The organism is Maribacter orientalis, assembly GCF_900109345.1.
GTDB classification, from domain to species: domain Bacteria; phylum Bacteroidota; class Bacteroidia; order Flavobacteriales; family Flavobacteriaceae; genus Maribacter; species Maribacter orientalis.
Window position 1 is genome coordinate 345,535 of the sequence record NZ_FNZN01000004.1, and the last position, 19,345, is coordinate 364,879.

A 19,345-nucleotide genomic window follows, 5' to 3' on the forward strand; every position below is an offset into this window, starting at 1 on the left:
TTCATGACCCATTTGATTTCCCTTCAAGAACAATATTTTGAAATGCACTTCTCTGGCGCATTGTTTTGGAAAGAGCAATCAATGCTGCTAATCAGTGATGTTCATTTGGGCAAAGTTTCCCATTTTAGAAAATATGGTGCTGCCGTACCACAACTAGCGGTACAACAGAATTTTGATTCACTTACTTTGGTGGTTGAACATTTTAAACCAAAAACTGTTCTTTTTTTAGGGGACCTATTCCATTCTGCCCTAAATATAGAATGGACCTTGTTTGAAGACTGGGTACAATCAACCAATGCAGAAATTGTTTTGGTAAGCGGTAACCATGATATTATTTCTCCATTGAAATATGAGACTATCCACATAAAGGTGATTTCTGAGTTAGTTTTAGATTCCTTTTTATTGACCCATCACCCAGAAGAACGTGACGGATTTTTTAATTTTTCTGGTCATATTCATCCCGCAATAAGATTAAGCGGGTTAGGACGACAATCGGTAAGATTACCCTGTTTTTATAAAACGGAATCTCAAATGATTCTTCCCGCGTTTGGAGAATTTACTGGTAATTATACTCTAGAACCTTGTGATGGGTGTGAAGTATTTGCTCTTTTAGGTGATGCAGTGCTACCCGTACCGATAAAAGAGGTGAAAAAGAAACGCTCTTTTCGAAAAAAGCCCATTTAATTTTACAAAAAGTTCTTTTCTTTAATTTATCATACTAGCTTTAAGCATTATGAAGAAAAAGCTATCCATTCTAAACCTAATGTCGGTTATTTTTGTCATTGCCGTAAATTATATTTCTCAGATAATGGAGTTTAATGGCACCACTATTGGTGAAATTAGCTCAAGGTATGTAAACCTGTTTACGCCCGCTAGCTATGCCTTTGCCATTTGGGGAATCATATTTTTAGCATTATTGGCTTATGGTATATTTCAAGTTCGCAGAGCCTTTTTTAGTGAAAAAGAAAGCATATTCATAGAACAGACAGGCTACTGGTTCGTTTTGGCCAATATTTTAAATTGTTGTTGGGTATTTGCCTTTGTTTATAACTATACTGGGCTTTCGGTACTTATCATGTTCGGTATTCTAATTTCACTTATTAAGATTATTCTAAACACTAATATGGAACGTTGGGACGCTCCCATTTCTACGATAGCATTCGTTTGGTGGCCCATTTGTATCTATAGCGGATGGATTTCTGTCGCTACCATTGCAAATATTTCAGCATACTTAAGTAAACTTAATTGGAATGGTGGTATACTTTCTGAACAAGCTTGGACAATTAGTATGATAGTAGTGGCAATAATTCTCAATTTATTGATGATTTGGAAAAGGAATATGCGTGAATTTGCATTAGTTGGCATATGGGCTTTGTTCGCCATATATAGTAGACATGAAGGCTCCTATAATTCTATTGCGTACACTGCTTTAATTGGGTGTATTATTCTTCTCATAACAATAAGCATACACGGCTTTAAAAACAGAAATACTAATCCTTTTAAAAAATTGCAAGAACGTTTATAAGGGCTTATCCAAACAATGATTTGAATTTATTATCGTTTCCCTATTATTTAAAATAATATGTCCCAACTTCAAACTGGTAATCTAAAAATTGCACTCTGATCGTTTCTTAGGTATTCTTATATTTGCACAAATTTTAAATTGTTGAGTCATTCTTCTATCCAACAACAGTACGGTCAGTCTCCCCAAATAGGGAAACTGCAGAAATCTATTGCCGATTCTGAAAATTCGGGATCAAAAAACATTCAATTAAAAGGGCTTGTAGGTTCATCTCTCTCCTTTGTTTTAGCAAATGTTTTTAAAGATTCAGAGCGTCCTTTTCTAGCCATATTCAATGACAAGGAAGAAGCCGCCTATTACTTAAATGATTTAGAGCGCCTTATTGGCGAAGATAATGTTCTTTTTTACCCAGGTAGTTATAGGAGACCCTATCAAATTGAAGAAACCGATAATGCCAATGTTCTTTTACGTGCCGAGGTATTAAATAGAATAAATTCTAGAAAAAAACCGGCGGTAATTGTTACGTATCCCGATGCGCTTTTTGAAAAAGTGGTAACGCGTAAAGAACTTGATAAGAACACCTTAAAAATGAAATTAGGAGATACGCTCTCCTTAGATTTTTTAAATGAAATCTTATTCGAATATAAATTTAAGCGGGTCGATTTTGTAACCGAACCCGGCGAATTTTCGGTACGGGGCGGTATTGTTGACGTGTATTCGTTTTCTCACGATGAACCATATCGTATTGAGTTTTTTGGCGATGAAATAGATAGTATTAGAACCTTTGACGTAGAAACACAACTTTCTAAAGAAAAAGTAAAGTCAATAACTATTGTGCCAAATATGGCCAATAAATTTTTAACGGAGAAAAGACAGAGTTTTTTAACCTATGTCGCATCAAAAACATTGGTTTTTGCAAAAAACACAGACTTGCTATATGACCGTTTAGATGATTTCTTTGAAAAGGCAAAAGAAGCTTTCACCAAACTCTCGAAAGATATTAAACATGCCGAGCCAGAAGAATTGTTTATGGGTGGTACAGAGTTTAGGAAGCATCTTTCAGATTTCGCTCTTTTAACCCAAGATGCTAAACGTAACTCAGAATCTCTTATAGAATTTCATACCAAACCTCAGCCTTCATTCAATAAGAAATTCGACTTGCTTATCGAAAATCTTAATGGGTACCGTGAGCAAGGGTATACGAATTATATTTTCTGTGCTAGCGAACAACAGGCAAAACGTTTTCATGATATTTTTGAAGAGGTAAACGAGCACGTTCACTATCAAATAATTGTTTTTCCATTGTTTCAAGGTTTTGTCGATGACGACCAAAAATTAGTTTGTTATACCGACCATCAAATTTTTGAACGTTATCATAAGTTTCATGTAAAAAACGGCTATGCAAAAAAGCAAGCGATTACATTAAAGGAACTGAACAAACTTGAAATAGGTGATTATGTAACTCACATTGACCATGGTATTGGTAAGTTCGGTGGACTTCAAAAAATAGATGTTGAAGGTAAAAAACAAGAAGCCATAAAATTGATGTATGGCGAGCGCGATATTTTATACGTAAGTATACACTCATTGCACAAAATTTCAAAGTTTAACGGTAAGGACGGAACACCTCCAAAAATCTACAAATTAGGTTCTGGTGCCTGGAAAAAAATAAAGGATAAAACCAAGAGCCGAGTCAAGAAAATTGCCTTTAATCTTATAAAGGTTTATGCAAAACGAAGACTGGAAAAAGGATTTCAATACAATCCGGATAGTTATTTACAGAATGAACTAGAAGCGTCTTTTATTTACGAAGATACTCCAGACCAAAGTACGGCTACCGAAGATGTAAAAAGAGATATGGAAAGTGAGCGACCTATGGATCGCTTAATATGTGGAGATGTAGGGTTTGGAAAAACCGAAGTTGCCATTCGAGCCGCGTTTAAAGCAGTTGATAATGGTAAACAAGTAGCCATTTTAGTACCGACCACAATTTTGGCATTTCAACACCACCGTACTTTTACGGAACGTTTAAAAGACATGCCGGTAACGGTAGATTACTTGAACAGATTTCGGACGGCTAAAGAGAAAAAAGATACTATAGAACGACTAGCTGCAGGCAAGGTCGATATCATTATTGGTACACATCAGTTGGTGAACAAGAATGTACAGTTCAAAGACCTTGGTCTTTTAATTGTAGATGAAGAACAAAAGTTTGGTGTTGCCGTGAAGGATAAATTAAAATCTATTAAAGAGAATGTTGATGTGCTCACGTTGACCGCTACACCTATACCGCGTACCCTTCAATTTAGTCTTATGGCTGCTCGCGACCTTTCTACGATCACAACAGCTCCACCGAATAGATATCCTATTGAAAGTCAAGTTGTGCGGTTCAATGAAGAAATAATTCGAGATGCAATTAGTTATGAAATTGAAAGAGGCGGGCAAATTTTCTTTATCCATAATCGCATTGAAAATATCAAGGAAGTAGCTGGTATGATCCAGCGTTTGGTACCCGATGCAAAAGTAGCTGTTGGTCACGGGCAAATGGAAGGAAAGAAATTAGAAGCCCTTATGCTAGGTTTTATGAATAGCGAATTCGATGTTCTAGTTTCTACGACCATTGTAGAAAGTGGTTTAGACGTTACCAATGCCAATACCATATTCATCAACAATGCCAATAATTTTGGTTTAAGCGATCTACATCAAATGAGAGGTCGTGTTGGCCGTGGCAATAAAAAAGCATTTTGTTATTTCATAACTCCGCCTTACGAAGTAATGACAAACGATGCCCGTAAACGAATTGAAGCTCTAGAGCAATTTACCGAATTAGGAAGTGGTTTCAATATTGCTATGAAAGATTTGGAAATAAGGGGTGCAGGAGATTTATTAGGAGGTGAACAAAGTGGTTTTATTAACGAAATAGGTTTTGAAACCTATCAAAAAATATTAGCAGAAGCTATTGACGAGCTAAAAGAAAATGAGTTTAAAGACTTGTATGACGAGGTTGAAGGTCCACATGAGAAAATTTTTGTTAAGGAAACGCAAATCGATTCAGATTTTGAATTACTCTTCCCAGACGATTATATTAACAATATAACTGAAAGACTTACCTTATACACTGATTTAAATCAAGTTAAGAATGAAATTGCTCTTCAAAAATTCGAAGCACAATTAGTAGATCGTTTTGGTGAATTACCAGATCAAGCAGCAGACTTATTAAATTCTGTTCGTATTAAGTGGATCGCAAATAGCATTGGCTTGGAGAAAATAGTCATGAAACAAGGCAAAATGATTGGTTATTTCATTAGTGACCAACAGTCAGCATTTTATCAGACACCTAACTTTACAAGAGTTTTACAATATGTTCAATCGCACGCACAGCAGTGTAAAATAAAAGAGAAACAGACCCGAAACGGATTACGTTTATTATTAGTTTTTGAAAACATACGATCCGTAGATAGAGCATACTTGGCTTTGAAGCCATTCGAAATAAAAGAAAAACAAATTGTTTAAAATGAAATTTGATATATCTGAAAAATTGGCAATGGTTAATGTAATAGATTCTGTAATCGTGGCAGATGGTGAAGTTCATAAGGGCGAAATCGATGCATTGAGCAAATTGATGGAAATCATTGATTTTGACAGTAATTTTTTAATTCAAGCCCGAACGATTGATACCGAGCAAAGCATCGTGATTCTTAATGGAATGCCACAAGAAAAGAAAGATAGACTTGTGAAAATATTAGAAGATGTAGCTCTATCGGATGGTTTCTTTCATGAAAAGGAAAACGATGTTATAAATCATATTCATAAATCTATCGGTAATGTCTAGAGACTAACGAATTAGGGGAATTGTCTTTTAAAAATCTATACTCATATATAAATTTTCCCTATTTCGAATATAATATTAATTTCAATCTGAATAAGAAATAGAATCCCTCCAATTATAATAATTCATAATTTCAAAAAAAGTTCTCAACTATCGTATCTTGACGAAAGAAACTAATTTTAAATAATACGTACGTTGAGGGAAGTAAAAATTTCATCTCATGAAATGAGACGGGTTTTAGAATCTGCATTCCAGAAATATTCTTTCTCAAAAGAACAGGCCAAAATATTGGCGAATATACATACCGAAAGTACATTAGACGGTATTAATTCTCATGGTATTAACAGAGTGCCTATATTTTTAGATTACGTTAATAAAGGTCTGGTAAAAGTAGATTCCATCCCAACACTAATAGCATCAATGGGAAGTATTGAAAGATGGGAAGGTAACCTTGGCTCAGGTATATTAAATGCCATCACCTGTACTGACAGAGCGATTTTATTAGCAAAAGAACATGGCATGGGTATGGTAGCACTACGCAATACCAACCATTGGATGCGTGGCGGAACTTATGGATGGCGAGCATCTGAACAGGGCTGTATTTCAATTATGTTTACCAATACCACACCCAATATGCCAGCTTGGGGAGGTAAAGAAAATAGAATAGGAAATAATCCTTTGGTCATTTCGATTCCTAGAAAAGAAGGTCACGTAGTCTTAGACATGGCACTCTCGCAATTTTCATTTGGCAAAATGGAAAACCTGGATTTAAAAGAGGAACAATTACCATTTCATGGTGGCTGGGACACTAAAAATCAACTAAGCAAAAACCCTAAAGACATTATAGCTTCTGGGCGTGCATTACCTATTGGGTATTGGAAAGGTTCTGCACTGTCTATGGTTTTAGATATGTTGGCCACCTTGTTATCCGCAGGAAATTCTACCTATAAAATTGGTCAAAAAAGTTCTGAAACTGCTATTTCACAAGTGTTTTTATGTGTAGACCCAAGAGTTTTCTCAGATAGCGAATTACAGGAAAAACTAGTGAATGAAATTATACAATATACTCATGATGTTCATCCTATGAAAAATGGAGGTGCCACATTTTATCCTGGTGAACGTACCTTAGCCACTAGAGCAAAAAACAATAAAGAAGGTATGCAAATTAGTGCTAAAATTTGGGAGCAAGTTCTCTCATTAGCAAAGTAATCAAATTGCAATCACCATATAATTTTTAGTACTTTTAGAAAACACTCAGTCAACAATCTAATATGAAAAAACTACCCATCCTTTTTATACTGTTCTTATTTATATCTGCCTGTAAAGAATCTCCAAAAGAAACGGTGGTTGCAGAGCCAGTAATCATAACTCCTTCGGCTAAGGCAAGAATAGATTCAGTACTTCAAAATTTTGTAGATACTCAAAATATTGCGGGCGCTTCAGCACTTATTTTTGAAGAAGGTCAAGAAGTATATTACAATGCCTTTGGCTATGCAGACCTAAATGCAAAAAAACCAATGGACCGGAATACGATTGTTCAAATTTATTCTATGACCAAACCTATTACGGGTACAGCATTAATGACCCTTTACGAACAAGGTAAGTTTAAACTAGATGATCCCATCTCAAAATACCTTCCAGAATTTTCAAATATGACTGTTTACACAGGTGTAGATTCAAATGGAAATGTGATGACCGAACCACTTAAAAGAGAAGTGAGTATAAGAGATATTACTAGGCATACCGCAGGTTTTCCGAACAGAGCAGACATTCCTGGACTGAGTGAGCTTATGATAAAAGCCGATGCCATGAATCGTGAAAATACCCTAACCCAAATGGGTGAGAAAATGGGAAAAGTGCCATTATGGTTTCAGCCAGGTACACAATGGGAATATGGCCCATGTGTTGATGTACAAGCATTATTGGTAGAACGAATAGCAGGCATACCTTATGGGGAATATGTCAGGAAAAATATTTTAGACCCACTTGAAATGAGCGAAACCAGATATTTTATCCCCAGTGAAGACAGAGACCGTTTTGCAAAACTATATATAAGAAAAGGTGAAGGTGAATTAGTTCAAGATTCTATAACCTACAGTAATTATACTGAACATTGGCCACTTACCCGAGGTGGTTCTGGTCTTACCTCAACTTTAGACAACTATATGCGTTTCTCCCAAATGCTAGTTCATGAAGGTAGTTTAGATTCCGTTAAAATTTTAAAACCAGAAACTATTCAACTTATGGCAACAAATCAATTGGCAGATAGTGTTACTGAACGTTCTTGGTTACCTACTAAAGGTCAAGTTGGTTTCGGTATCGACTTTGCTGTAAGGGTAGCACCACCAAAAACACCTGAAGAAAACAATGGCGTAGTAGGAGAATTTTACTGGGATGGGGCTGCATCTACTTTATTTTGGGTGGATCCAGTTAACAACTTAACCGCCGTTCTTTTTGTACAACTTTTTCCTTATGACCAAATAGGTCTTCATAAACAGTTTAGAGATGCTGTATATGGTCCATATTCGTTTGGAAAATAACATAAAGCTCTATCCCTTGATAAGTTTTAATAATCTTATAAAACTCGATAATAAAGTACATTTAAAATTTCTGGGGTTTTGCTTATCTTTCTACTCTAAAAAAAACACATGAAGTTTGAAGAGTTTGTAAAAGCAGCCTTTGTAAAGATGATTTACGAGGTTATACAAGCAGACGGTAAAGTTCACCCCGCAGAATTAGAAATACTAAATGAGCTTAAAAAAACCCTAGGTTTTGATGATGCGTTTTTAGAACGAACTAAAAAGCTAGATTACGATAATGCGCTTGTTACCCTTTATAACATAACTCATGAGCAAAAGAAAGCTTTGGTGAAAATTTTAGACGAGGTAGCCATATCTGACGGGTCGGTTCACAAAAAAGAAATGGCCTTAATCATAGATACATTTATTAACATTGGTTTAGGTGAAGAAACGGAATAGCAGTATGGAATTTACAAGAGAGGAAAAATTAGCTGTAGTTAAAATGGTAGATTATGTAATATTAGCTGACAGTAAAGTAGATCCTGCCGAAATGAATTTACTTACTCAATTAATGGAACGGTTTAGTTTTGATAGCTTTTTTATTGGGCAGGCGAGAAATTTAAATAAAGACAAAGCTTTTAAAACTTTAAGTCTAATGTCTTTGAGCAAGAAGAAAATTCTAGCTCAACTTTTAGATGAAGTTGCCATATCTGATGGCTTTATTCATGAAAAAGAAATCATCAAAATAACAGAAGCTCTTGGCCATATGGAAATTGGCATAGAGTTATCATAAAAGAATTTAAGTACCATTAGATTAACTTAGCCAATTAACCCTTACAGCTCATTATCAACTAAAAATTATTGAACAAGGCCTTTAGCACATCAAAAAACATTAAAATATAATTGTTTTTAAGAAATTCTGGTCCGATAATTGTTTCCCCTTTTCTATGAAAGTTTTTATTATTTACTGCATTTTATTTATTTCAATTGGGTTAAACGCTCAAGGTTCTATCGCTGGTAATTTCTCTCCTGCTAAAGATTTCAAATGGTTAATAGCTTATCAATTGACCCCAGGTGGTGAACGATATACTGCAGACACAGCAGTAAAAGACGGTTCCTTTACCTTAGAAATACCTATTAATGCGCAACCCGGCATGTATAGATTGGTGTATGCCGTGCCACAAAATGAATTTTATGTTGATGTTATCTATGATAAAAAGGAGGAGGTAAAATTCAATTATAACATTAAAGACGGATTAACAATTACTAATTCAATAGAGAATAAGTGGTTCAATGAATATTTTTCTAAAATCAAAATGGCCCAAGACAGGCTAATGGATTATTATGAAAAAGGAAATGAATCGAAGAAGGAGTATTCTGATATTATTAAAGAGTTAAAAACCATTCAAAAGTCCTACGAGGAAAATCACACCAATACTATAGCCCATAAATTCATAAAGGCGAATAGGTCTTATCTTCCCGAAGATTATGAAGATTTAGAAACATTTCTAAAACATAAGAAGGAACATCATTTTGATAATGTAAATTTAAACGACCCAATTCTACAAGGCTCTAATTTTCTCACTGATAAGATGGCCAGTTATATTTTCTCTGCCATACCAACAGATATTGCAACCCAAGATGCACTAGAAATAGAAGTAATTAAAAACGTAAAAGCTGTTGCTAACATTATTAAAAGTACTCCTATAAACTTTCAAACAAAGGCCTTGCATCAAATCTGGGAAATAGCCGAAGCAAATACTTTGGGTTCTGTACAAGATTATACGTTCACAAATCATTTAAAAAAATTAGCTATTGCCAATGGAAATCAAAAAATGGTTGACGATATTGAATCTTCTTCGAGACTTAGAATAGGTGTGAAATCACCCGAAATTACTTGGGAATCAAATGGAAAAAAACATGCTCTTTCTACTATGGAAAAAGCAGAAAACTACTTATTGGTATTTTGGAGCAGTACTTGTTCACATTGCCTTAAAGAACTACCAATATTACATGAAGAATTAAAGGGTTTTAATTCTTTAAAAGTACTAGCCATTGGATTAGAAGATGATAAAATAAATTGGAAAAAGGTATCCGCTACCCTACCCAATTTTAGTCATGCCATCGCTCTTGGAAGATGGGAAAGTGAGTATGCAAAAACTTTTAATATCCAAAGCACACCTACCTATTTTATTTTAGATAGCGAAAAACGCTTTATCGCCAAACCGGAATCAGATAAAGAAGTTGTTGAATTTCTAGAAAATTAAAGCGACTTTAAGTCTTTTATAGTTTTGAAAGCTATATCAACTTGTTCATCGTTCACAAGAATGGTAAACTCATTTGTAGTAGAAATAACTTCGTAAAGTACAATTCCTTCCCAAGCTAAACGTTGAAATATGAAGTAGTAAATACCTGGAACAGAAACGTTTTCTGCTGGTAATTTCACCGTTATTGATGAGAGTTCTTCTGCTTTTTGAGTACATTTTTCATCTTTGAACAATCGCTCAACGGTCTTGTCCATCACATTACTAATAACAATGTTTATTTCATTCACACCTCGGCTAGAGGTATAAAAAACATCTTGATTATTGTTGATTTCTTCAAGCAACTTGGCTTGATGTACCAATATCTTATCCGAAGCTAAAAAAGTATAATCTGTAAGTGAAGAACGTACGGTTATCTCTCCAATATTCTTTAGAACCTTTAATATCTTATGGGTCGCTCTAAATTCAAGATCATCAGATAATCGTTTCAATGCCATTACGATAGCGCCATTGCGAATGTCTTTACCTAATTCGTGTTCAATTTCTGGTTTTACTATTCTTGATAATGACGTAAGGTTGATGATACCTTGTGCTAGAGCACTTTGTAGAAATGGTTTTTTCTTAATGTACTCTTCTACTACTGATGAGATTGTTTTCATTGTGTTAGTTGGTTGTTGTGCAAATATAACAACTTGTTACAAATAAAACAAAATGTTTTTAAATAAAATCTACTAAGCCGGTAGATTACTTAAAAATGATAGAATGCAGACTCTAAATGCTCTAGTTCAAAACGACTTTTATTCTTAAGAATCGTAATAATATCAAATCGCACATCAGCATTTATTTCATTTTCGGTAACATAATGATTTGCAGCCATAACCAACAACTTAATTTTTTTTGGGGTTACCGTTTCTGCTATATTCTCAATATAATCGGATCTTCTTGATCTCACTTCAACAATGGCCAATGTATCATTCATTTGAGCAATAATATCTATTTCTGCTTGAAGGTATCTGTAATTTTTATAATTAATAGTGTATCCTTTTTTCATTAAATAGTCAACCGCTATTTGCTCGCCTTCTTTACCAAATTCATTATGTTTTCCCATAATAATCCCTTAAGATTATGTAATTCATCGAAAATACGAGTCTTTCGACGCTTTTTTGTTAATAAATATCGTTATTTGAATCCTGAGTATCGAAAATAGATAGTTTAAAATACTATACCAAATTTCGAAACGTTTAGATTAAAGAGCCCCAACTCTACGAACGTAATACAAACGCCTATTTTAAGATTATGGAATATTTCATTAATTGTAATACTTCTACTCTTGCTCCGTATACTGCTAATTTAGACCAATTAAGAGCATCACATTTATACAGAAGATTAGGATTTAGTGCCTCGGTCACTACTATTAATCAAGCAACCGGCCAATCTGCCGCAGCTTTAATAGATAATTTAGTAGATCAAGCATTAAACATGGCCCCTCTACCCGCACCAGCATGGGCGAATTGGACCAATGCTAATTATCCTGAAGATGACGATGCCCGTAATCAATTGAAGAATCAGCAGAAATCTGAATTTCAATTAGATTATGCGAATGGATTATTAAATAATAATCTAAGAGATCGACTAAGCTTTTTCTGGAGCAACCATTTTGTGACAGAACTAGAAGTCTATAATTGTAATTCTTATTTATATGAATACATCAATTGTCTACAGCGCAATTCACTAGGTAACTTTAAAACTTTTGTAAGTGAAATAGGATTGACCAATGCCATGTTATATTATTTGGATGGTGTATTCAACAATGGAAACAATCCTAACGAAAATTATGGTCGTGAGTTATATGAGCTTTTCACACTAGGTGAAGGTAATGGCTATACAGAAGAGGATATCATAGAAACGGCCAGGGCTCTAAGTGGATATGTAGAACGCAGTGATATAGGCTGTTCACCAGTAACTTTTGATGCAACTAAACACGATACAGGATCCAAAACTATTCTAGGGCAAACCGGCAATTGGGGTTATGATGATGTTATCAATATTCTTTTTAATCAGAGAGCGCCAGAAATTGCAGAATTTATCTGTCGCAAATTATATGAATTTTTCGTTCACCCAGATTCTAAAGATGAAGCAAATAATGCACAAACTATTATAGAGGGTATGGCAGCAACCTTCGTATCTAATGACTTCGAAATAGCACCTGTCTTACGACAGCTATTTAAAAGTCAACATTTCTTTGATGACGAAGCAATTGGTGTAATCATTAAAAGTCCGATAGATTTTTATTTTAACACCCTAAAAGAAACGGATTTCAGCTATACCGATACGAATATTGCTGAAATGGTGAACTATAGCGCACTTCTGAGTCAAGAAATTTTTGAACCTGTTGATGTGGCCGGATGGCAACGTGATAGATCTTGGATTAACACCAATTTTATGATTGGGCGTTGGCTAACTATTGAAAGCATATTGGAAAACTTTTATATGGCCGATAATGAACAATTTAGAACATTAGGATTAGATATATCTGGGAATGCAGGTTTAACAAGCACAAATCCAGATACCGTCGCTAGACTAATTATCGATTTTATGCTCCCTAAAGGACTTTTAGATGAACCTGAATATGCAAAAGCATACGCAATATTCAGAAGTGATATTGAAGAAGTATACTATGAAGGTGGTAACCAAGAATCTTGGACATTGGCAACTTGGCAACAAGCCCCTTTTCAAGTATATCTTTTAATGCAATATCTAGCTAGACAACCTGAGTTTCAATTAAAATAATACCTACAGTTATGTGCAATACACACCACTCCCCATATAAAGGTCTTCAACATGAAGGTCATGATGACGAACATAAAACATGGAGCCGTCGATCATTTTTACAAGCAATGGGCATTGCCGGTTCTGGATCTATGATGCTCGGCGCAAACATGTTAACAGCTTCTGCCCCATCACCCTTATCAGCAGGTATTGCGGCAGCTGAAACAGACAATATTCTGATATTAATAAGACTATCAGGGGGTAATGATGGGTTAAGTACCGTTATACCTTTAGAACAGTATGATAGTTATGCTAAAGCACGACCAAATATTTATATCCCTGAAAGTAAAGTATTAAAACTTACTGATGAATTTGGTGTTCCATCTTATATGAATGCTTTGGCACCCATGTGGGAAGAAGGCCAATTTAAGGCTGTACATGGAGTGGGTTATGAAGGCCAAAGTCTTTCGCATTTTACAGGTTCTGATATTTTTGCCAATACCGATATAGAAACAACAGGTTTTAGTGGATTAAATACTGGTTGGATGGGTAGACATTTTGAAAATATTTATCCAGATTATTTAATAAACCCACCAGCTGCACCAGCAGCTATTCAAATCGGTCAATTTGGTAGTTTGGTCTTTCAAGGTGACGAGACTAATTATGCATTTGTAACCTCAAACATTGATCAGCTCGAAGAAATTGCTGAATCTGGAGTGGTCTATGGTTTAGACGATACACTTTTTAACAATTGCATGTATGGTGATCAACTTAAGTTTCTTAGAGGGGTTGCCAATACGACGTATGAATACTCAGGACTCATTCATGAGGCCTATGAAAGAGGACAAAATCAAGTAGAATATCAAGAAAACGGCTTTGCACGCCAATTGGCGCTTATAGCCAGATTAATAAAAGGAAACTTAGGTACAAAAGTATTTATGATTTCAATGGGAGGTTTTGATACCCATGGTAATCAACCTCAAGCTCATGCGCGATTAATGACAACTTTATCGGTTGCAGTCAACAATTTCTACGAAGATTTAGCATTTACGCAACAAGACGATAAGGTATTGAGTATGACTTTTTCAGAATTCGGTCGACGTATTTTTGAAAATGGTTCTAACGGTACTGATCATGGTAAAGCTTCCCCAACATTATTCTTTGGTTCAGGTTTAAATGGCAGTGCTTTTGTTGGCGACCACCCAACTTTAGATGACCCAGATGGAAGGGGCAACTTAGAGTACACAATGGATTTTAGAGATCTTTATGCTACCGTACTTGCCGAGTGGTTATGTGTAGATGTTCCTTTAGTGGAAGCTCATTTATTGAATTACAAACCTTATGTACCCGTTAATTTAGGCTTTAGCTGTAGTGGTGAAGCATTCCCAGAAATAGCGTATAGCGATGGTGAGGTTACACCACCAGTACCAACTGAGGAAGAAGCTGAAACACCCTTCAATCCTGATTTGTTGAATGCCGTTGTTCACAAACCATTTTATCCAACGGATAGTACTCCACATATTTATCTAGAAATGCCTTTTTCGGCACACGTAGATATTCAACTTTTTAATATCCTAGGTCAACGAGTCGGCACTGTTTTTAATGAAATGATGTTCGAAGGGTCTACCGAAATAAATATACGAGAGCGCATGCCCGAACAACTATCAACAGGAAAGTACATATATCGTATAAGTGTACAGAATCAAAAGATGAGTAAATCCGTGATGGTAGCTTAAATTGTTTCCCACTATTATAAAAAGGCCCTATTCAATACGTATGAATAGGGCTTTTTTATTTAAGCTAATTTCGACTTGTCATTCTTCGTTTTAAAAGACAGTACCTTTTTTACTCTATGGTTCTTATCCTTATAGACTAATGCTATATCCTCTACTTTAGCTTCTTCTCTTTGTGATTCTACATCTATCTTTTGCAAGCCTTCAGCCAATCTTAATTTTTTAAAATTACCAACACTCATATCATTTATATTATTGTAATTAATTAAGTATTTTTTATAAAAAAAACAGTTTTTTTAAATCTTTCGTATAAATAATCGACAAGACACACTTTTATCATCTATTTTATTTAAGATATCACCATTTAATCTATTTAAGTGCTAATTACAATTGGCAAGTATTTGGTGATTCTCCCATCAAATTCAGTATTTTTGTAGCTTAATTTATTTTGATGTCCGATATTAAATCACCCTCTAGATATACGATTACTGCTGCCTTACCTTATACGAATGGTCCAATACACATTGGTCATTTAGCTGGCGTTTATGTACCCGCAGATATTTACGCTCGTTACCTAAGATTAACCGGTAAAGATGTTGCATTTGTTTGTGGTAGCGATGAACATGGCGTAGCCATTTCAATGAAAGCTAAAAAAGAGGGCGTAACCCCAAAAGATATTATCGATAAATACCACGCGATAATTAAGCAGTCTTTCTTGGATTTCGGAATTACGTTCGATAACTATTCTAGAACATCTGCACCTATACATCATGAAACAGCATCAGAATTCTTTGTTAAGCTTTACGAAAAAGGAGATTTTATAGAAGAAACTACCGCGCAGTTATTTGATGAGGAAGCCCAGCAGTTTTTAGCAGATCGTTTTGTAATAGGTACCTGTCCCAAATGTGGCAATGAAGAAGCGTATGGCGATCAGTGTGAAAATTGTGGGTCTAGCTTAAATGCGACCGATTTAATAAATCCCAAATCAACTATAACAGGGACAATACCGACCACTAAAGAAACGAAACACTGGTTTTTGCCTTTAGATCGTTATGAAGAATTTTTAAAAAATTGGATTCTTAAAGGGCATAAAGACGATTGGAAGCCAAATGTATACGGACAATGTAAATCATGGATCGATGGCGGGCTAGAACCAAGAGCTGTTACCAGAGATTTAGATTGGGGTATACCTGTACCAGTGGAAGGTGGTGAAGGCAAAGTATTGTATGTATGGTTTGATGCACCTATCGGATACATTTCATCTACCAAAGAATGGGCAGCCCGTGAAGGTAAAGATTGGGAACCCTATTGGAAAGACAAAGACACCAAATTGGTTCATTTCATTGGGAAGGATAATATCGTTTTTCACTGTATTATTTTCCCTTCAATGCTGAAAGCAGAAGGAAGTTATATTTTACCAGATAATGTACCTGCCAACGAATTTTTAAATTTAGAAGGCAACAAACTATCCACTTCTAAAAACTGGGCAGTTTGGTTACACGAATACTTAATTGATTTTCCAGAATTGCAAGATTCGTTACGTTATACGTTAACAGCGAATGCACCAGAAACTAAGGATAACGATTTCACTTGGAAAGATTTCCAAGCCCGTAATAACAATGAATTGGTTGCTATTTTCGGGAATTTCATAAATCGGGTAGTAGTATTGACCAATAAATATTATAATGGAAAAGTGCCCGATGTTGGCAGTTTATCTGAAGTTGACACAGAAACACTTGAGCAACTTAGTAAATTTCCAGATACCATATCCAGTTCTATAGAACGCTATCGATTTAGAGAGGCCGGACAAGAATTAATGAACCTGGCTCGTTTAGGAAACAAATATTTAGCCGATGCAGAACCTTGGAAGGTTATTAAGGTTGACGAAGAACGTGTAAAAACGATCATGAACGTAGCCTTGCAAATTGCTGCTGGTTTAGCTGTATTAAGCGAACCATTTTTACCATTTACCTCTGCTAAACTTAAAAATATACTCCATATCAACTTGAACTCTATAAAAGGCCTAAGTTGGGAATCAGTTTCATCTGCCGAAGCTTTGCTTTCAGAAGACCATCAAATCAACCAAGCAGAATTACTTTTTAGAAAAATTGAGGATAGTGAAATTCAGGCACAATTAGACAAGTTGGAGGCCACCAAAAAAGCGAACGCGAACGAAAATAAAAAACTAATGCTCCAAAAAGACACTATTACCTTTGATGATTTTTCTAAGCTAGACATGCGTGTAGGTACCATCATCGAAGCCGAAAAAATGGCTAAGGCCAAAAAGCTTTTAGTTTTAAAAGTAGATACCGGTTTAGATGTACGCACTATAGTTTCCGGTATTGCAGAAAGCTTTACTCCAGAAGAGATTGTTGGAAAAAAAGTAACGGTATTAATCAATTTAGCACCTCGTGCCCTTCGTGGCGTAGATAGTGAAGGAATGATTTTAATGACCGAAAATACCGATGGAAAATTGGTATTCGTGAATCCTGATGAAGATGGAGTTGGGAATGGGGAAGGAATAAACTAATTACCTCTCCTAAAAATTATCACAATACAAATGGCAAAATTGGAATCGGCCCAACTAGTTGGCTATATATTAAAACACACGCAACTCCCAGAAAAAGGAGTGAAAAACACGATTGAACTTTTAAATGAGGATTGTACAATCCCATTTATTTCAAGGTATCGAAAAGAGAAAACAGGCAATCTTGACGAAGTTCAAGTTGGCGCCATAGTACAGTTTAAAGAACAGTTTGAATCACTAGAGAAACGTAAAAAAGCTATCATTAAAGCTGTTGAGGAACAAGATGCCTTAACTCCTGAACTTCGTATTAAATTTGAAACTGCAGAAGATATCACGCAGTTAGAAGACCTTTACCTCCCCTTCAAAAAGAGTATAAAAACCAAAGCAGAAGTAGCCCGTAAAAACGGACTTGAACCTTTGGCAAAAATCATCATGGCACAACGAAATGATGATATTGAATTTACAGCATCCAAGTATCTCAATAACGATGTAGAAAACGAAGATGATGCCCTTGAAGGTGCTCGACATATTATTTCTGAATGGATTAACGAACGAACGGATATTAGAAGTCAAATACGCTCTCAATTAGCCCGTTTCGCAATTATTTCCACAAAGGTTATTTCCACCAAAAAAAAAGACGAAAAAGCACAGAAGTATCGCGATTATTTTGATTGGAGCGAGCCTTTGAATAAATGCCCATCACACCGATTTTTAGCTTTTTTACGAGCCGAGTCGGAGAAATTTATCCGCGTGAAAATTGAGTTGGATGACGAACGATTATTAGACCGAATTGAAAATAGAATTATCAAATCTAATAACGCTTGCGCTAAACAAATTAAATTGGCACTAGCCGATGCCTATAAAAGATTATTATTTCCATCATTATCCAACGAACTATTAAAAGCTGCAAAAGAAAAGGCAGATGATGAGGCTATCAGTGTATTTTCCAATAATCTAAGACAATTGCTATTAGGAGCTCCTTTGGGAGAAAAACGTATACTTGCTATTGACCCAGGTTTTAAATCGGGCTGTAAGGTAGTATGTTTAGATGCTCAAAGTAATTTAGTGCATAATGAAAATATCTATCCGCATGCACCTCAAAATGATGTAAGCGGTGCAATTAAAAAATTAAGTTCGTTAGTTAATGCCTATAAAATTGAAGCTATCGCCATAGGAAATGGCACAGCATCTAGAGAGACCGAACATCTTGTCAAAAAAGTGATATTCAATAATCCGGTTGAAGTATTTGTAGTCAGCGAAGCTGGGGCATCTATTTATTCGGCATCCAAGATTGCACGTGATGAATTTCCAAATTATGATGTTACCGTACGTGGCGCAGTTTCTATCGGTAGACGTTTGGCCGACCCACTTGCAGAACTGGTTAAAATAGACCCGAAGTCTATAGGTGTTGGCCAATATCAGCATGACGTAGATCAGACTAAACTAAAAAATTCGCTTGACGTCGTAGTAGAAAGTTGTGTAAACTCCATTGGAGTAAATATAAATACAGCCAGTGTTCCCTTATTAAGTTATGTTTCAGGTATCGGACCAAAATTGGCTGAAAACATTGTTATCCAAAGAAAAGAAAAAGGCGCATTCAAAAGCAGAAAAGAAATCATGGATGTACCTCGCTTAGGAGGTAAAGCCTTTGAACAAGGAGCTGCATTTTTACGAATAAAAGATGCTGATAACCCTTTAGATGATTCTGCGGTACATCCAGAAAGCTATGCTATTGTTAAGCAAATGGCTAAAGATAAAGGCACCGAAATTCTATCCTTAATCGGCAACAAATCGTTACTTAAGGAGATAGAATTAAAAAAATATTGCACCGAAAATGTTGGTCTACCAACCTTAGAGGATATCCGTTCAGAATTAGAAAAACCTGGATTAGACCGCCGAGAAAAAGCGAAAGTTTTTACCTTCGACCAAAACATTAAATCGATTACTGATTTACATAGTGGTCAATTACTACCCGGTATCGTAAACAACATTACCAATTTTGGGTGTTTTGTAGATATCGGCATCAAAGAAAGCGGACTCATACATGTATCCAATCTTTCAGATTCTTTTGTTAAAGATGTTAATGAACATGTGCATTTGCATCAGCAAATAATTGTGAAGGTTATAGATGTCGATGTACTTAGAAAGCGTATTCAGCTAAAGCTACACAAATAGACCAGCT

General features: G+C 35.4%; 16 protein-coding genes. 13 read left to right on the forward strand and 3 right to left on the reverse strand.

Annotated features, from left to right (window positions below):
- Positions 1–3 precede the first annotated feature (3 nt).
- From pdeM to BMY56_RS11170, 9 genes are all read left to right on the forward strand, one after another.
- A complete protein-coding gene (gene pdeM / locus BMY56_RS11130; protein WP_091623991.1) occupies positions 4–684 on the forward strand; it encodes a ligase-associated DNA damage response endonuclease PdeM in 681 nt (226 codons plus the stop codon).
- 49 nt (positions 685–733) lie between these two features.
- Entirely contained in the window at positions 734–1,525 is a 792-nt protein-coding gene (locus BMY56_RS11135; protein ID WP_091623993.1) for a hypothetical protein, read from the forward strand.
- Positions 1,526–1,666: 141 nt separating this feature from the next.
- Positions 1,667–5,035, forward strand: coding sequence for a transcription-repair coupling factor (mfd, locus tag BMY56_RS11140; protein ID WP_091623996.1), 3,369 nt, complete (start codon positions 1,667–1,669; stop codon positions 5,033–5,035).
- A gap of 1 nt (position 5,036) precedes the next feature.
- Positions 5,037–5,354, forward strand: a complete 318-nt coding sequence (locus tag BMY56_RS11145) for a TerB family tellurite resistance protein (protein WP_143057811.1) — start codon at positions 5,037–5,039, stop codon at positions 5,352–5,354.
- A gap of 192 nt (positions 5,355–5,546) precedes the next feature.
- Positions 5,547–6,560 (forward strand): 3-dehydro-L-gulonate 2-dehydrogenase, encoded by a 1,014-nt coding sequence (yiaK, locus tag BMY56_RS11150; RefSeq protein WP_218144563.1) that lies wholly within the window; start codon positions 5,547–5,549, stop codon positions 6,558–6,560.
- A 62-nt stretch (positions 6,561–6,622) separates the two neighbouring features.
- On the forward strand, positions 6,623–7,891 hold the full coding sequence (locus BMY56_RS11155; RefSeq protein ID WP_091624003.1) for a serine hydrolase domain-containing protein: 1,269 nt from the start codon (positions 6,623–6,625) through the stop codon (positions 7,889–7,891).
- 108 nt (positions 7,892–7,999) lie between these two features.
- Positions 8,000–8,329: a TerB family tellurite resistance protein gene (locus BMY56_RS11160; RefSeq protein WP_091624005.1), complete on the forward strand. Its 330-nt coding sequence runs from the start codon at positions 8,000–8,002 to the stop codon at positions 8,327–8,329.
- 4 nt (positions 8,330–8,333) lie between these two features.
- Positions 8,334–8,663 (forward strand): tellurite resistance TerB family protein, encoded by a 330-nt coding sequence (locus BMY56_RS11165; protein ID WP_091624008.1) that lies wholly within the window; start codon positions 8,334–8,336, stop codon positions 8,661–8,663.
- Between the two features lie 154 nt (positions 8,664–8,817).
- On the forward strand, positions 8,818–10,137 hold the full coding sequence (locus BMY56_RS11170) for a thioredoxin-like domain-containing protein (RefSeq protein ID WP_091624011.1): 1,320 nt from the start codon (positions 8,818–8,820) through the stop codon (positions 10,135–10,137).
- Here BMY56_RS11170 and BMY56_RS11175 read toward each other — a convergent pair.
- Both BMY56_RS11175 and BMY56_RS11180 read right to left on the reverse strand, forming a co-directional pair.
- Complete coding sequence (locus BMY56_RS11175; protein ID WP_091624014.1) at positions 10,134–10,793, reverse strand: aspartate kinase; 660 nt, start codon at positions 10,791–10,793, stop codon at positions 10,134–10,136. The two genes, BMY56_RS11170 and BMY56_RS11175, sit on opposite strands and share 4 nt — an antisense overlap.
- A gap of 89 nt (positions 10,794–10,882) precedes the next feature.
- Positions 10,883–11,242: a YraN family protein gene (locus BMY56_RS11180; protein ID WP_091624016.1), complete on the reverse strand. Its 360-nt coding sequence runs from the start codon at positions 11,240–11,242 to the stop codon at positions 10,883–10,885.
- A gap of 188 nt (positions 11,243–11,430) precedes the next feature.
- On the opposite strand from BMY56_RS11180, the gene BMY56_RS11185 reads away from it, so the two are divergent.
- Together BMY56_RS11185 and BMY56_RS11190 are read left to right on the forward strand one after the other, a co-directional pair.
- Positions 11,431–12,924: a DUF1800 domain-containing protein gene (locus tag BMY56_RS11185; RefSeq protein WP_091624019.1), complete on the forward strand. Its 1,494-nt coding sequence runs from the start codon at positions 11,431–11,433 to the stop codon at positions 12,922–12,924.
- An 11-nt stretch (positions 12,925–12,935) separates the two neighbouring features.
- The gene (locus BMY56_RS11190; RefSeq protein WP_091624021.1) at positions 12,936–14,639 is read left to right on the forward strand and encodes a DUF1501 domain-containing protein; all 1,704 of its coding nucleotides are present in this window, start codon (positions 12,936–12,938) and stop codon (positions 14,637–14,639) included.
- A 59-nt stretch (positions 14,640–14,698) separates the two neighbouring features.
- On the opposite strand, the gene BMY56_RS11195 is transcribed toward BMY56_RS11190, so the two are convergent.
- Positions 14,699–14,878, reverse strand: coding sequence for a hypothetical protein (locus BMY56_RS11195; protein WP_091624024.1), 180 nt, complete (start codon positions 14,876–14,878; stop codon positions 14,699–14,701).
- 209 nt (positions 14,879–15,087) lie between these two features.
- On the opposite strand from BMY56_RS11195, the gene metG reads away from it, so the two are divergent.
- Positions 15,088–17,166 (forward strand): methionine--tRNA ligase, encoded by a 2,079-nt coding sequence (gene metG, locus BMY56_RS11200; protein WP_091624027.1) that lies wholly within the window; start codon positions 15,088–15,090, stop codon positions 17,164–17,166.
- Between the two features lie 30 nt (positions 17,167–17,196).
- Positions 17,197–19,338 carry a Tex family protein gene (locus tag BMY56_RS11205; RefSeq protein WP_091624030.1) on the forward strand — a complete coding sequence of 714 codons (2,142 nt, stop codon included), beginning with the start codon at positions 17,197–17,199 and terminating at the stop codon, positions 19,336–19,338.
- Positions 19,339–19,345: the final 7 nt, after the last annotated feature.

What these genes read in the sequence shown, in the direction of transcription:
- BMY56_RS11155 (WP_091624003.1), top strand. Translation starts at nt 6,623, where the DNA reads ATGAAAAAACTACCCATCCTTTTTATACTGTTCTTATTTATATCTGCC.
- BMY56_RS11205 (WP_091624030.1), top strand. Translation starts at nt 17,197, where the DNA reads ATGGCAAAATTGGAATCGGCCCAACTAGTTGGCTATATATTAAAACAC.
- BMY56_RS11135 (WP_091623993.1), top strand. Translation starts at nt 734, where the DNA reads ATGAAGAAAAAGCTATCCATTCTAAACCTAATGTCGGTTATTTTTGTC.
- BMY56_RS11145 (WP_143057811.1), top strand. Translation starts at nt 5,037, where the DNA reads ATGAAATTTGATATATCTGAAAAATTGGCAATGGTTAATGTAATAGAT.
- BMY56_RS11175 (WP_091624014.1), bottom strand. Translation starts at nt 10,793, where the DNA reads ATGAAAACAATCTCATCAGTAGTAGAAGAGTACATTAAGAAAAAACCA.
- metG (WP_091624027.1), top strand. Translation starts at nt 15,088, where the DNA reads ATGTCCGATATTAAATCACCCTCTAGATATACGATTACTGCTGCCTTA.
- BMY56_RS11180 (WP_091624016.1), bottom strand. Translation starts at nt 11,242, where the DNA reads ATGGGAAAACATAATGAATTTGGTAAAGAAGGCGAGCAAATAGCGGTT.
- BMY56_RS11165 (WP_091624008.1), top strand. Translation starts at nt 8,334, where the DNA reads ATGGAATTTACAAGAGAGGAAAAATTAGCTGTAGTTAAAATGGTAGAT.
- BMY56_RS11170 (WP_091624011.1), top strand. Translation starts at nt 8,818, where the DNA reads ATGAAAGTTTTTATTATTTACTGCATTTTATTTATTTCAATTGGGTTA.
- BMY56_RS11190 (WP_091624021.1), top strand. Translation starts at nt 12,936, where the DNA reads ATGTGCAATACACACCACTCCCCATATAAAGGTCTTCAACATGAAGGT.
- BMY56_RS11160 (WP_091624005.1), top strand. Translation starts at nt 8,000, where the DNA reads ATGAAGTTTGAAGAGTTTGTAAAAGCAGCCTTTGTAAAGATGATTTAC.
- BMY56_RS11185 (WP_091624019.1), top strand. Translation starts at nt 11,431, where the DNA reads ATGGAATATTTCATTAATTGTAATACTTCTACTCTTGCTCCGTATACT.
- BMY56_RS11195 (WP_091624024.1), bottom strand. Translation starts at nt 14,878, where the DNA reads ATGAGTGTTGGTAATTTTAAAAAATTAAGATTGGCTGAAGGCTTGCAA.
- pdeM (WP_091623991.1), top strand. Translation starts at nt 4, where the DNA reads ATGACCCATTTGATTTCCCTTCAAGAACAATATTTTGAAATGCACTTC.